This window comes from Pandoraea horticolens (genome assembly GCF_902459555.1).
Taxonomy (GTDB): domain Bacteria; phylum Pseudomonadota; class Gammaproteobacteria; order Burkholderiales; family Burkholderiaceae; genus Pandoraea; species Pandoraea horticolens.
In genome coordinates this window covers 96,375-108,870 of record NZ_CABPSM010000009.1, presented here as the reverse complement: position 1 = coordinate 108,870, position 12,496 = coordinate 96,375, and the positions used below count along the sequence as shown (strand labels likewise).

The 12,496-nt window shown below is 61.7% G+C and carries 16 protein-coding genes; 6 read left to right on the top strand and 10 right to left on the bottom strand.

The window, feature by feature from the left end; genetic code table 11:
• Positions 1-31: 31 nt before the first annotated feature.
• Complete coding sequence (locus PHO31112_RS15920) at positions 32-1,111, bottom strand: porin (RefSeq protein WP_150621382.1); 1,080 nt, start codon at positions 1,109-1,111, stop codon at positions 32-34.
• Between the two features lie 246 nt (positions 1,112-1,357).
• On the opposite strand from PHO31112_RS15920, the gene PHO31112_RS15915 reads away from it, so the two are divergent.
• The 3 genes from PHO31112_RS15915 (at position 1,358) to PHO31112_RS27425 (ending at position 4,522) form a co-directional block, all read left to right on the top strand.
• The gene (locus tag PHO31112_RS15915) at positions 1,358-2,320 is read left to right on the top strand and encodes a LysR family transcriptional regulator (RefSeq protein ID WP_174995740.1); all 963 of its coding nucleotides are present in this window, start codon (positions 1,358-1,360) and stop codon (positions 2,318-2,320) included.
• A gap of 191 nt (positions 2,321-2,511) precedes the next feature.
• A complete protein-coding gene (locus PHO31112_RS15910) occupies positions 2,512-2,982 on the top strand; it encodes a carboxypeptidase-like regulatory domain-containing protein (protein WP_150621380.1) in 471 nt (156 codons plus the stop codon).
• Positions 2,983-3,112: 130 nt separating this feature from the next.
• Positions 3,113-4,522, top strand: coding sequence for an ATP-binding cassette domain-containing protein (locus PHO31112_RS27425; RefSeq protein ID WP_150621379.1), 1,410 nt, complete (start codon positions 3,113-3,115; stop codon positions 4,520-4,522).
• Between the two features lie 12 nt (positions 4,523-4,534).
• On the opposite strand, the gene PHO31112_RS15900 is transcribed toward PHO31112_RS27425, so the two are convergent.
• Both PHO31112_RS15900 and PHO31112_RS15895 read right to left on the bottom strand, forming a co-directional pair.
• Entirely contained in the window at positions 4,535-5,164 is a 630-nt protein-coding gene (locus tag PHO31112_RS15900; protein ID WP_150621378.1) for a phosphoribosyltransferase, read from the bottom strand.
• Positions 5,165-5,312: 148 nt separating this feature from the next.
• Positions 5,313-5,552 carry a CBS domain-containing protein gene (locus tag PHO31112_RS15895; protein WP_150621377.1) on the bottom strand — a complete coding sequence of 80 codons (240 nt, stop codon included), beginning with the start codon at positions 5,550-5,552 and terminating at the stop codon, positions 5,313-5,315.
• A gap of 317 nt (positions 5,553-5,869) precedes the next feature.
• Between PHO31112_RS15895 and PHO31112_RS15890 the strand changes: the two genes are divergently transcribed.
• Genes PHO31112_RS15890 through PHO31112_RS15880 form a run of 3 tightly spaced genes read left to right on the top strand, consistent with a single transcriptional unit; the run spans position 5,870 to position 7,084 of the window.
• Positions 5,870-6,214 carry a hypothetical protein gene (locus tag PHO31112_RS15890; RefSeq protein WP_150621376.1) on the top strand — a complete coding sequence of 115 codons (345 nt, stop codon included), beginning with the start codon at positions 5,870-5,872 and terminating at the stop codon, positions 6,212-6,214.
• Between the two features lie 18 nt (positions 6,215-6,232).
• Positions 6,233-6,862 (top strand): rhomboid family intramembrane serine protease, encoded by a 630-nt coding sequence (locus tag PHO31112_RS15885; RefSeq protein WP_150621375.1) that lies wholly within the window; start codon positions 6,233-6,235, stop codon positions 6,860-6,862.
• Between the two features lie 57 nt (positions 6,863-6,919).
• Entirely contained in the window at positions 6,920-7,084 is a 165-nt protein-coding gene (locus tag PHO31112_RS15880) for a universal stress protein (protein WP_150621374.1), read from the top strand.
• A 75-nt stretch (positions 7,085-7,159) separates the two neighbouring features.
• On the opposite strand, the gene PHO31112_RS15875 is transcribed toward PHO31112_RS15880, so the two are convergent.
• From PHO31112_RS15875 to PHO31112_RS15850, 7 genes are all read right to left on the bottom strand, one after another.
• The gene (locus tag PHO31112_RS15875) at positions 7,160-7,813 is read right to left on the bottom strand and encodes a nitroreductase family protein (protein WP_150621373.1); all 654 of its coding nucleotides are present in this window, start codon (positions 7,811-7,813) and stop codon (positions 7,160-7,162) included.
• 51 nt (positions 7,814-7,864) lie between these two features.
• Positions 7,865-8,368: a BCAM0308 family protein gene (locus PHO31112_RS15870; protein WP_150621372.1), complete on the bottom strand. Its 504-nt coding sequence runs from the start codon at positions 8,366-8,368 to the stop codon at positions 7,865-7,867.
• A 199-nt stretch (positions 8,369-8,567) separates the two neighbouring features.
• Positions 8,568-9,821: a putative glycoside hydrolase gene (locus tag PHO31112_RS15865; RefSeq protein WP_150621451.1), complete on the bottom strand. Its 1,254-nt coding sequence runs from the start codon at positions 9,819-9,821 to the stop codon at positions 8,568-8,570.
• Positions 9,822-9,828: 7 nt separating this feature from the next.
• Complete coding sequence (locus PHO31112_RS15860) at positions 9,829-10,596, bottom strand: polysaccharide deacetylase family protein (protein ID WP_246178267.1); 768 nt, start codon at positions 10,594-10,596, stop codon at positions 9,829-9,831.
• Between the two features lie 38 nt (positions 10,597-10,634).
• On the bottom strand, positions 10,635-10,811 hold the full coding sequence (locus PHO31112_RS27180; RefSeq protein WP_174995730.1) for a hypothetical protein: 177 nt from the start codon (positions 10,809-10,811) through the stop codon (positions 10,635-10,637).
• Positions 10,812-10,825: 14 nt separating this feature from the next.
• The gene (locus PHO31112_RS15855) at positions 10,826-11,200 is read right to left on the bottom strand and encodes an ElaB/YgaM/YqjD family protein (protein ID WP_150621371.1); all 375 of its coding nucleotides are present in this window, start codon (positions 11,198-11,200) and stop codon (positions 10,826-10,828) included.
• Between the two features lie 248 nt (positions 11,201-11,448).
• Positions 11,449-12,135, bottom strand: coding sequence for a response regulator (locus PHO31112_RS15850; protein ID WP_150621370.1), 687 nt, complete (start codon positions 12,133-12,135; stop codon positions 11,449-11,451).
• Positions 12,136-12,496: the final 361 nt, after the last annotated feature.

Sequence of the window (12,496 nt, the reverse complement as noted above, 5' to 3'; positions counted from 1 at the left end):
GCGCGACGCGCTCGCCTTGAACAACGGAACATCAGAAGCGGTGCGTTACGCCCAGCGCGGTCACGAACACGTCTCGCCCGGCGCTGGTCTGCGCGTTATCGAGCGTGAGCGCCGATGCGCCGCCGTTGTCGATCCAGGCCACGCGCGCGTACAGGGCCGTACGCTTGGACAATTGATAGTCGTAGCCGCCCAGGGCGCCGAACGCATGGTTGCCACCCCCGGCGATCAAACGCTCCAGCACCGACAGCTTGAACACGTGCGGGCCGACGGGCACGGTGGCGCCCACCAGATACGTAGTGGCGATGCGACCCGATGCGACGCTTGGCACGATGCGGTTGTAGGCCAGCGACAGCGTGGCGCCGCCAATCTTGTACGACAGGCCCGCGCCATAGTGGTTGGTGGCCTGCGACAGCTCGTTGCGCACCACGTTGTACGACAGGCCGGCATACAGGCGCCGGCCTTCGTACTGTGCGAGGTAACCGGTGTAGTGCGCCGGTGCGCCGCTCGCGGTGGCCGTACTGAAGCCATACAGCGCCTGCCCGGAGAAGCCGTTCATGTCCGGCGTGGTGTAGCTCACGGCGTTGGCCACGCGCGAATCGATGGCCGCCGCGTTACCGCCCAGATCCGACGTGCCATAGGCCAGATTGGCCATCAGCGACAACTTGGTCAGGGCATACGGATCGACCTGCGACGAGAGCGGGAAGATTGTCGGGAACTGACGGCCGAGCTTGAGCATGCCGTACTGGCGCGAGATCAGCCAAACGTTGGCTTCCCGGTTGAAGAGGGTATTGGTCGATTGCAGCGTGCCGTTGTTGGCGTTAAAGCCCGATTCCAATCGGAAGCCCGACGCGAGACCTCCGCCCAGATCTTCCGTGCCCGTGAAACCGAACCGCGAGGTCGAGCCCGCGCCGCTGCCGACCTGCGTCGAGCTGCCCTTGCCACCCGAGTCGTAGCTGACGTAGTTGTCGACGGCGCCATACAGTTGCACGTCAGCCTGTGCGGCAGTGCTGCCGATGGCCAGCAACGTGCCGGCGGCAATGCCGGTCAAACCGACACAGTCGGTGCGGCGATGGGCGCTGCGGGCGATGGCGCGGATGGGGGTTTGGCTCATTGGGCTCCTATGCGTGTGCCTTATTGGCCGTCGAGGGCGGCCTTGTTTGTAAAACAGTTACGTGCGGCTCATGAAATTTCGACGCATGGTAGCCATGTCGATTTGCTGCGGATAGGCAACGCCAAATTTTCGTGTCAACCATAGGTTGACGCCCATGCCATGCCAGTCGATGATTCAATGTCACGGCTCGGACTCTTCCGACCCGATCCCAGCCCCTTGGATGCCCTTGCTCCCCACCTGAGAATCATGTCCTCCGATCTAAAACTGCACCAACTCGAATGCCTCGTGGCCGTGGCCGATCACGGCAGCGTGCGTACGGCCGCGAGTCGGCTCGGACGGTCGCCGACCGCTGTCAGCAAGGCATTGCGGGAACTGGAACAATCGATGGACGTGGTGCTGATGGAGCGCCGCGCGGATGGTGTGGCGCTCACGCCTTCCGGCACTTCCCTGCTTTCGCACGCCCGGCTGATCCTCGGACAACTGAGCCGAGCGAGCGAAGACGTGGTGCGCGGGGGTGCCAAACGCGGGGGCACGATTCGCATGTCTGTCACCCCCTGGTTGATGCATGGGGTGATTCCGGCCGTCGTGCGCGCGTTCCGGGAACAACGTCCGGACGTCCAGCTCGACATCGCCGAGCACCTCGGCGGCGACTATCCGGCTGTACGCAACGGCCAGTTGGATTTCGCGTTCGGCCCGAGCCCTGACGTGGGTCAGGAGCGTGCGCTGGAAATCCGGCCGATCTATACGTATTCGTTCGCGGTGGTCTGTCGCCCAGGGCATCCCGCGGCGAACGCCCGCACGATTGCCGATCTGGCCGGCTACGACTGGCTGCTCAGCCGCTCGATGGAACGCACGGCGCAAGCCATTCGGGCGTTGGTGGAAAATCAGCGCGACGAGGCCGTGCAGCGGTGCCACTTCGCACGGTCCGTCAACGCGGCGCTGGCCATCGTGCGCTCGACCGACATGCTCACAGCCGTGCCCTGGCCCTTGATCGAGACACCGGACATGCGCGACCGCTTCGTCGCACTCGATTTCGATGCGATTACCGACGAAAGCACGACATGCCTGATCACCCGCCGCTATGAGCCGCTGCAAGGCCCGGCGCTGGCGTTTCTGGAGACGTTCTGGCGGGTAGCACGGGAATTGGCGGCCTCCTCCGACGGTCCGGCCCGCCGCATCTTCAGCATGGTGGAACCGGCGGGCATCTGATCGCGAGCCCCTGCGCAAGCCCTTGACATCGGTCAACGTCCAACTGCCTCTAAGAGACCATGCTGGAGGTGAAGACGAACCGCGCGGCCGAGCGACTCGTACGCACCTCCTGTGCAACGACTCCGCAGTTCGCCGCCACGCCAATTCCGGCCACGCTCCCGAGCGGGGGTAGCCTCATGTGGAGGATTGCCATGTTCAAGTGCGCCCGCTTTTCCTTGATGTTGCCCCTGCTCGCCAGCTTATGGATGGCCGGCGGGGCGGCAGCCGCACCGGCATCTCAGCCGGAAAAGCAACCCGGCATCTCATACATCACAGGAGGCATTGGTGAAGACGAGGTCAAAGAGTTTCGCGCTGCGGCCTCGAAATACAACCTCCGCATGACCTTCGCGTCGAAGGCGGGAAACTACCTTTCGGACGTGGATGTCATGATCGCCGATGCCAGTGGGCGGTCGGTCCTCGCCGTCCGGACCGAGGGGCCGTTCCTCTTCGTACGCCTTCCCGCCGGTCTTTACCGGGTTTCGGCACAAACACCCCGAATGTCGGAATACCGGAAGGTTCAAGTGCCCGCACGTGGCGGCGTGAACCTGAATTTTTCCTGGGATGCCCCCGACTATCCGGGAGTGATGAAGCTCTGCAAGGGCTGCCCGAAACCGCGCCCCTGAACGTGACGGTGTTTCCCCGGAGGCAGGCCCCTGTGGGTGATGTCGATGCGCACTTATGATCCCGACGATAGTTGGGCGCCTGCGCTCGCGCGACTGCCACTGAAGTTGTCTCCGCTTGGGACGATATCGCATGAATGACCTTCACGATCTGCATCCTCCGCCTGACTCGCCTGCGATCGTCACGCGCCGGCTTTGCAGGCGATTTGGCGATCTCGTCGCGCTTGACGACCTGTCCCTTACGGTGGCCAAAGGTCAGATATTCGGTTTGCTCGGTCCGAATGGTGCAGGCAAAAGCACAACGATCAAGATCCTCACAACGCTGCTCCGCGCAAGTTCCGGGGGCGCTGAAGTCGCGGGCTTCGATGTGACGACGTCCCCCGTCGAGGTGCGTCGCCGGATCGGCTACGTGCCGCAGTTGCTGTCCGCAGACGGTGCGCTCACCGCCCGGGAGAACCTGACACTGTCGGCTCGCCTGCATGGCATTTTCGGGCAGTTGCGTGTCGATCGGGTGCATGAGGCGCTCGCGTTTGCCGGCTTGCTCAATTCCGCCGATCAACTCGTGCGGACCTACTCCGGCGGCATGATTCGACGCCTTGAGATTGCGCAGGCCACGCTGCATCATCCGGAAGTTCTGTTCCTCGATGAGCCGACGATCGGTCTGGACCCCGTCGCACGTAAAACCGTCTGGGAGCGCCTCGAGCAACTCCGCGCCGACCACCAGGTCACCGTTCTGATCACTGCGCACGACATGGAAGAAGCCGATGTCCTTTGCGATCGCCTGGCGATTCTCCATGAGGGGCGAATGGCGGCGGTCGGGCGTCCCGGCGAACTCAAGGCCGCGCTCGGGCCGAACGCCGATCTGAACGACGTCTTCGCGCACTTCAGCGGTGTGGTCATCGAACACGGCGGGAGCTATCGAAACATCCGCGAAAGTCGCGGCGCCATTCAACGATTGGGGTGGCCGATGTTCAGCGCGCTGTATGAAAGTCTTGCCGTGGCAGACGCTGAAGTGAGAAAGCTGCGGCGTGATCCCACCGAACTGCTCTCGCGAGCGATTCAGCCCGTGTTGTGGCTAGTGGTATTCGGCAAAGCGCTCGCCGCCACGCTGCGTGCGCTGGTTCAGGCACTGGTTGTCTATCTCATTGCCGCTGCGTTGCACGTCGCGGTTCGGCTTGAGCCATTGGCAATCATCATGGTGATTTGCAGCGTATGTATCGGGGCGTGCATTTTTTCCACGTTTTCCTTGGTGATCGCCTGTCTGGTGAAAACGCGCGAGCGCTTCATGGGAATCGGGCAAGTACTCACGATGCCGCTGTTTTTCGCATCGAACGCCATTTATCCACTGGATCTGATGCCCCCGTGGCTGAGGGTGCTTGCGGCGATGAATCCGCTGACCTATCTGGTCGACACCCTGCGAAGCGGCATGATCGTCGGCGGCGTGAGCCACTACCCGCTGACCACCAGCTTCGGGGTCATGATCGCCGTGTTCGCCGTGTTGCTGATCGTTGGCGCACGCCTGTATCCGAACCTCGCCACCTGACAGCGCATCGCGTCAGCCGACATGCAGGCATGCGAGCACCTCGTCGTCGTCAACCTGGGCAAAGGTTCGATAAAATTCACCCACCGCGCTGAATTCGGTGGGGGCGTTCAGGCACACCACTTCGTCGGCGTACGAGGCAAGCTCAGGTAGGGTGTCTTGGGGAGCGACGGGCACGGCGCACACCAGACGCGCCGGCTCGCACTGCCGCACGGCCTGCAACGCCGCGATCATGGACGCCCCGGTGGCGACGCCGTCATCGACGACAATGGTCACCCGGCCACGGGCGCTGGTGCTTCTGCGCCCCGGCGTGAGACAAGCCCGTCGCCACCTCAGCGTTTCGAGTTGCGCTGCCCGCTCGTGCTGGATATAGGCGCTCTCCACGTTTCCCATCTGGGCGTACGGCGTCAGAAAGGTTCGCCCAGTTTCGTCCACGGCGCCAATAGCGAGTTCTGCATTCCCCGGCGCTCTTAGTTTTCGAACCAGAACAACATCCAGCTCACCGCCCAATGCCTCTGCAACGATGGCTGCAATGGGCACGCCGCCGCGCGGAATCCCCAGGATCAATGGATGCTTCCCGGCGTAATGACTCAGCGCCTTGGCTAGCTGACGCCCGGCGTCAGCCCGATCGAAGAATTGACGCATTGACCTTCTCCTCGGCTTGCTGAGTTCTCCCGACGTTCCGCCGCCGGGCCCGCAGGTCAGCTCACTGGCAAGCCGTCGTCGCCAATATGCCGTTTCGCCCGGCGTTGCACGAGGTTGGCAGACATAATGCGGCATTTTCGGCATGGGGTCAGACGATCAACCCAGGCGGCACATGGTCCGCACGCTCGCGCGCTTGTTCGTTGCGAATCAGTGCCGCGAGCATATTCCAGTCTGCTGCCAGTACCCCCAGGATGTCGTCGAGCGAAACAACGCCAACCAAGGTGCCGCCATCGAGCACTGCCAGACGCCGGACCCCATGTGAGAGCATGGATTGCAGCGCGTCGCTCACGCTATCTTGTGTGCCAATCGAGACCAGGCCCGGCGTCATCCGGAAATCACGGCATCGCCCGTCTGATCGACAGTTCAAGCTTGGCACTCATTCGCAAAATTGTTTTGTCGCAAGTCAATGCCCCTTCATGTGCGCCATCCAAAACGATGGGATGGTTCATGCGCGAATGCCGGTCGCCGATGTGACGGAGAGACGCCTGAAAGCGGGATTTGTGCGGTCTCACTCCTGTCGAGGCAGTGCGAGTTGACTTGGGTCATGGCGTGAGCCGCGTACGGGTCTATAAATGTGAGATATCGAGAGTGCGAGTCGTCGCGTCGGACCTGTGCTCAATATCTCAAGCTGATACGGGAGTTTCCATGTCTTCGTTGCGGCAACACTATAAGGAATTCATTATCGAGGCCCACGCCAAGCTCGCAGGACTGGGCGGGTATACGGTGCCAAGCGGAGAGCGGCGATACATACCCATCGCCATCCTGCGTAGCGTCAGTGTGAAGGGTAACGACGGCTTGCGCGAAACACCGTCGCAGGACGCCGTTGTCATACAGATCACATTGAGCGATCGACTGGATTCAGATCCGTATCGCGCATTACGGCGCGCCATCAGCTATGCACGCCGCGTCATCGACGGGATGGCGCTTCCCCAATTCAATGGCGGCTTCGCGGCCACGGCACTCGTTGCTTGTCCCCAAACCCTCCATTAACCGTCGTGCAGAACCGCCATGACGCAGCTCATCGTTCTAGTGAATGTCGTTGCATTCTTGCTCCAACTCGCGGCAGGAGATGCGTCCGTGAACGCGCTGGCCCTCTGGCCGCTACCTCCCATTTCACCGGTTTCATCAGCCTCCTCCATTTCGCCCTACGCACCCTCGCAATTCCACGTATGGCAATTGTTGACCTATAGCCTGCTTCACTCCGGATGGGTTCATCTCGCGTTCAACATGTGGGGCCTCTATCTCTTCGGTCGGGACATCGAAAGCGAACTCGGCTCTGCACGCTTGTTGACGCTGTATGCCGGCAGCGTCTTTAGCGCGGGGCTCACGCAACTGATCGTCACGTCGTTCGTATTTCCCTCGCCATACCCGACGGTGGGCGCGTCAGGCGGGGTATTCGGATTGCTGTTCGGGTTTGCGGCGCTGTTCCCACGGCGAACGGTCGTTCTCCTCATCCCACCAATACCCATACAGGCCTGGCTGTTCGCCACGCTCTACGGCGTTGCCGAGCTGGCACTGGGCGTTTCCGGATCGCTGAACGGCGTGGCGCATTTCGCCCATTTGGGGGGAATGCTGGGGGGCGCCGCGCTCATGCTGTATTGGCGGCGGCACAAGCATGAGCAGCGAGCCGAGTGGTGACATAGGGCGAAGGCAGGTGCCCGTTCCTGCCCCCGACGCTTGAGCGGAGGTGCGGCCGTGTTACGCAAGATTCTGGTGGCGGTCGACGGCAGTCATGCGTCGCGCCTGGCGACATTGCACGCGATTGAGCTTGCGCAATTGAGTCACGCCGAAATCAAGGCGATTTATATCGTCGACGATAGCGACGCCTTGTTGGGGAAAGCGTGGCGCTGGGCGTCGTGACTGCCAGCACGACGCCGATACTGCTAGTGCGAAGCGACGAAGAGGATCAGGTCTGAAGACCCGACGCGCCGCAACTCAGGTCGGGATGACCGAGTGTCCGATCGTTTGGGCAAGCACCGGAATTTCGTCCTCGTTCAGCGACATGGCGTTGGCAAGCAACCGATGATTCAACCAGCCGCGCACGACACATGCCAGCCCGGCCGCCGCGCAATAGAGCGAGACGTTTTGCGAAATGGCGCCGATAGCCACGCCCGCGAACGAGTCGCGCTGTGACTGCGGGAGTTGGTCTGCGCGCGCATGATTCACGACATACACGAGATCGAGCGGCGCTTTGCCGACAAAGTCCTGATAGCCGGTGAGGTTTCTTGCGTCGACAGCATGTTTGAGACGCAACTTGTGCGACATGGACTCGTACCGGTACACCCCCTCGGGCAGCGCGGCGTAAACGTCGATTTCGTTCACGCCGTGCGCCGACGGTGCGGTGCGACCACCGGTGTCCGCGCGATTGATGCCGTCCGCAGCCCATAGAATGTCGCTGAGTTGCTGGCGCGACAGCGACGTCTGCGCGAATTCCCGCAGGCTTTTGCGCCGTGCGAGCGCAATCATCAACGGGGCGCTCCCCTTGAGGTCCGGGGGCGGAAGATCGATGACAGCCGGTGATCCGGGCGCGGCAGGCGCCGTTGGCGTGCCCGGTACGATGTCGTACGGGGGATGGTGAGCTTCGTTCATTGTCTGCATCCTCGCTAGATCGCGCCGACTCCGGCGCGGGGCGTTCACGGGTCAGGTCCGATGCCAGCGCACGCGCAGTTCCGCTTCTGCGTGCCCGTAATCGAAGTTGAGCTTTCCCCCGTAGGCATGATGAATCGCGGTTGCGATGTCCCGTGCGACATGCATGCCGGTCGTCGTGATGGCAGTCCCTGTCTCATCAGACGTGATGGCCATCACGCGCTCCATGGGGTGCTCCCGGTGCAACCGCTGCGCCCGATGGCGAACCAGTCCCAGAATCTCCGCACGATGCGCCGCCTCGAACTCCCCTTCCAAAGCAATGCGGGCGGCCGGTACACCGTCGGCGGTGCGATGGCATGCGGAACATGTGAGCGAGGCCGCGTCTGGGGGTACCACACGCCATTGCCAGTGCCCGCGCAGATAAACCGCATGGCAAACGGGACACGCCGCCAATGCGGGCGCCGCGTCGGGCTGCTTGTAGCTGTCCGGAACGTGCTCATCGGGAAGGTGGTCCCACCTCGCGGGCCGAACCATGGCTGACCGGGCTCTGAATTTCATGGTGTAACTCCTGGATATGCTGGCGCAGACTTGCGTCGAATACATGGCATGCGAGCGAGGCATGCACGGCGACGACGCTGCCGCCTACCGGGCTGACTCGCTACATGTTCAACAGTAGGCGATGATGCTCAACGCGATTTGGCGTAGATCAAATCGTGCAGCATTCGACATCGTGCCGCCCCTGTGCGCGCCGTCCGAACTACCGTGGCAGCGTGGCCGGATCGTACTGATTCCGCGGATTCCACAGCATCCAGCCATCGGCCTGCGCCGACTCCGCGGCCTCGATCTGTGCTCGAATCTCAGTGGCGCCGAAGGCCCGGTGATCGAAAGCGTAATCGCGAAACGCCTGTAACCAGGGCCGGAATCGCACCCCGGGCAACCCAGACCGCCGGATGGCCTCTTCCAATGAGCGAGACACGATTTCCCCCGGATGTTCCGTCGGCCGTCTGCACCCGGGAAGTCCCCAGCTAAATCCCGACGGGTACAACATCGGAGAAATGTAGTCGACGAGGTCGCCGAGGGTTTCCAACTGCTGGCCAATGTCCGTGTCGTTCAGATTCCAGCAAACATAGCCAAAGATGTCGGCAGAGACGTAGACGTTGTATCGGACAAGCCGCTCGCGGGCGGCGGCAAGGAATCCGGTAATAGCGCCGACCCGATGTTCGGCGGTATTCGCCTCGTGGAATTGCAGCCCCGGCGCGTCGGGGAATCGAAGATAGTCGAATTGAATCTCGTCGAACCCCATGCGCGCGGCTTCCTCTGCCATATCAAGATGGGTCGACCATGCAGCGGAAATCGTTGGATCAATCCACCTGAGGTGTTCCCGGTCGCGCCAGACACTGCCATCGCTGTCGCGCACCGCCCACTCGGGATGCGCCGCTGCCAAAGGGTCGTCCTTGAACACCACGATTCGGGCAATAAGATATAGGCCCCGGTCATGAAGCGATTTGAGCAAGGCCGGAAGGTTCTCTACCCTGGGGGGGTGCGCGCTGACATGGGCTTGCGCGCCAATGCGCTCGCGTGCGGCGCTTCGATAGGGTGCTATGCCGCGATCGCCTTTGATGTCGATGACGAGCGCACTGATCGCAGTGCGCCCAGAGAGGGCAACCGCAGCATCGCGCAACGTGCGGCTGGCGATGCCGTAGGCAGAAAGGTAGACCGCTTTGGGGCGGCTGGGGACCATGGCGACCGTCACAGACTTGCCCCTGACGATCGACGCTTCCGCCCTCGCATATCCCGGCGCCTTCACCGATATTGCCGTGGCGCCATCTCGCGCTAAGTCCGGCAGTGGAAATGATCCGTCGCGGGCGCTGACCCACACGTGATCTGCACCGACGATGGTCGCACCCGCGATCGGCTGTCCGGTCGACGAGTCAATGACGGTCGCGGTAATGTCGGCGGCCGAGACCGAAGTCAAGAGGGGAAGCCACAACAGCAACGGCCCCCAGAATATCGATCGTTTAATCACGATGGTTTTGTGCGTCGCGCAGCATGCCACGCAGGCACGCCGTGGCGCAGCTCTGCGTCATGAGATACCGAGGCAGCGCCATCGGATTCGCCCCTCGGGCGACTGGCTGTGCATCGAGCGAGAAGCCGTTGGTGTACCCCTCGTCGCGGGCGATATCCTCCAGTTGCTGATCGTAGATGCCGAATGGCCATGCCAACAGGCGGACGGGGTGTTTCAGTTCCAACCCGAGCCGCCGACGGGACCGGTGCAATTGGTCGTGAGCGAAGCGAGAGTATGCCTCTGGCGTCAGACGTTTTCGCTCTGTCTTGAAATTCGGGTGCCAGTAAGTGTGAGACTGAACGTCGAAGGCCCCGGTCCCCGCCAGAGTGCACAATTCGTCCCATGTCATCGCGTATGAAGCGTTGGAAATCACGGATGGGTAAATGAACAGCGTGATGGGCACGGGGTGCGCCTTCAGCATCGGCCACAACACCTCATACACCGATCGATGGCCGTCATCCACCGTCAGGACGAGCGCCCGTGGCGGCAGATTATCCTGCACGCCAGCGTGCCATGCGAGCACATCGGACAGTGGCACGATCCGAAAGCCGTTCTCCTCGAAGAAACTGATCTGCGCGAGGAAAGTTTCCGTGCGCACCGTAGTGGAATCCGTCTCGCGCGCCGAAAAGCGATGATAGACAAGAATCAAAACGTCGTGCGGAGACGATTGGGCATACACGCCGGCCGGTTGCGCCAACAGCATCAGCGTGATGACCAGCACGGTGAGTGCCCGCCGGCCCATATCGCACCGGCGAAGACTCACTTTTCGCGTCCCGTCAGGAACAACCGCTCGTGACGACGCAGGCACGCCGCACACCGCGTTGCGAACTGGCCGAGGGGTGAATCTGCAGCAGACATCGGCGTTCGCACGCGCGGCGCCTCCTCGTCGAGCAGCTTCATCAGTGTTGTCGATCGCGGCGCTGTGAGCGGGGCCATCCTCTCCCTCCCCCTCACCGGCGCAATTCGGTGTCTTCGGCCTGACGCCGGCGCCGGGCAATCATGGGCGCCACAATGGCACCCGCCGTTGCCGCAGCAGCAGCGACGGATGCGGCTGCGAGAATGCTCCGCCAAGGGTGGGCACGCACGTAGTGATCGGTGTTCTGCGCCAACGCCGAAACGCTCTTCGTACCGGCCTTTCGCAGTGTGTCCAGACGTGCAGTGAGTTGCTGAAGCCTGGCGTTCAGCGCGGGTTTGGCCTCGCTGGCCTCGAGATTGGCTTCGTCCGCGAGGTCTTTCAGTAGCGCCTTCATGTCCGCCAACAGCGCGTCTGCATCGTGAATCAGTGTCTGCCGGTGATTCATACGTTCCGTAGGGGTGTCATTCATCTTTCGCTCCGGTCGGGGCCAACGTTGGACTCACGCTCGCGCCCTGCCTGGGCGCGAGCGTGAGTCCAATATAGGCATACGACGTAGGCGGGACATGACATGGAACAAATTGCGTTCAGGTTCGCACGTCGCCGCCGGGCCGCGCGCATTGCAGCACGCCAGAATGTCTCGTCATGGGAAGCGTTGAACAAGGCATCGTCGCCAAGCGCCGGAAGCCGGTATTTCTCACTCGCCGGTGAGATGGCAGATCAAGTACGCGTTGAAAACCTGATAGCGGCGGCGCCTTGTCTCAGATCTTCGCCGTCTTCGAAGATATGGTTGCGAAGCGCATAGCGCACAAGTTGCACGTCACCGGACATCTGCATTTTCTCCATGATGCGCATCTTGTAGGTGCTAACCGTTTTGGGACTCACACACAAGGCATCGGCAATGACGGTGAGCGTTTCTCCGCGGACCAGGCGATGATAGACCTCCAGTTCGCGGTTGGAGAGGTGCCGATGAGGCGCGTCGCCGCAATCGGTGCGAAAGCTCGACGCCAACTTTCCCGCGATCGAATGGCTGACATACGTGCCGCCGCGTGCCACATGCTCGAGTGCTGTTACGAGTTCTTCGGCCGCGCTCTCCTTGGTCAGGTATCCTGCCGCACCCGCTTGGAAGGCCCGAACGATGTATTGCTCCTCGGAATGCATGGTCAATACCAATACGCGCAAACCCGGATGCGCATCCCGCAGTATCTGGATCAATTCCAATCCGTTCCTGCCCGGCATCGACAAATCAAGCAACAGCACGTTTGGGGAGCAATCGCGAACTAGCGCAGGAATTTGAGCGCCGTCCGCCACCTCACCGACGACGTCAAACGTGCCGGCCCCTTCCAGGATGTGCTTGATGCCGTCGCGCACAACGGCGTGATCGTCAGCGATCATGACGCGTGTCATTTCCTGTCTCCAACTCGATCGCCAACTGCAACGGCAGTTGAAGCGGTGTGGTGAGGTTCCTGATTCGGCAGTCGTCGTGCGCAAGCCATCGCCCTGGGCGTGCACTATCAAAGCAATGGCGGTCCACTTGCCCAGCGTGCTGAGGCGACGCCATATTTTCTTAGACTTATAACGTGTCTGGCATTAGCGCGTAAATCAGCCGAAAAGATGAGAGAAAATCCTCCAATCAGAGGACATATGGCATGGCGCGATCTGATTTAAATAAAATATCGGACAATTCATGCAAAATCGGAGGGCTGAAGCGATTTTTGAGGAAGATGGATTGTCGAATGAAAGTCGACAATCACAGGCTCGGAGCGGC

Coding starts and splice junctions, on each gene's coding strand:
- PHO31112_RS15920 (WP_150621382.1), bottom strand. CDS start 1,111: ATGAGCCAAACCCCCATCCGCGCCATCGCCCGCAGCGCCCATCGCCGC.
- PHO31112_RS15915 (WP_174995740.1), top strand. CDS start 1,358: ATGTCCTCCGATCTAAAACTGCACCAACTCGAATGCCTCGTGGCCGTG.
- PHO31112_RS15910 (WP_150621380.1), top strand. CDS start 2,512: ATGTTCAAGTGCGCCCGCTTTTCCTTGATGTTGCCCCTGCTCGCCAGC.
- PHO31112_RS27425 (WP_150621379.1), top strand. CDS start 3,113: ATGAATGACCTTCACGATCTGCATCCTCCGCCTGACTCGCCTGCGATC.
- PHO31112_RS15900 (WP_150621378.1), bottom strand. CDS start 5,164: ATGCGTCAATTCTTCGATCGGGCTGACGCCGGGCGTCAGCTAGCCAAG.
- PHO31112_RS15895 (WP_150621377.1), bottom strand. CDS start 5,552: ATGACGCCGGGCCTGGTCTCGATTGGCACACAAGATAGCGTGAGCGAC.
- PHO31112_RS15890 (WP_150621376.1), top strand. CDS start 5,870: ATGTCTTCGTTGCGGCAACACTATAAGGAATTCATTATCGAGGCCCAC.
- PHO31112_RS15885 (WP_150621375.1), top strand. CDS start 6,233: ATGACGCAGCTCATCGTTCTAGTGAATGTCGTTGCATTCTTGCTCCAA.
- PHO31112_RS15875 (WP_150621373.1), bottom strand. CDS start 7,813: ATGAACGAAGCTCACCATCCCCCGTACGACATCGTACCGGGCACGCCA.
- PHO31112_RS15870 (WP_150621372.1), bottom strand. CDS start 8,368: ATGAAATTCAGAGCCCGGTCAGCCATGGTTCGGCCCGCGAGGTGGGAC.
- PHO31112_RS27180 (WP_174995730.1), bottom strand. CDS start 10,811: ATGGCCCCGCTCACAGCGCCGCGATCGACAACACTGATGAAGCTGCTC.
- PHO31112_RS15855 (WP_150621371.1), bottom strand. CDS start 11,200: ATGAATGACACCCCTACGGAACGTATGAATCACCGGCAGACACTGATT.
- PHO31112_RS15850 (WP_150621370.1), bottom strand. CDS start 12,135: ATGACACGCGTCATGATCGCTGACGATCACGCCGTTGTGCGCGACGGC.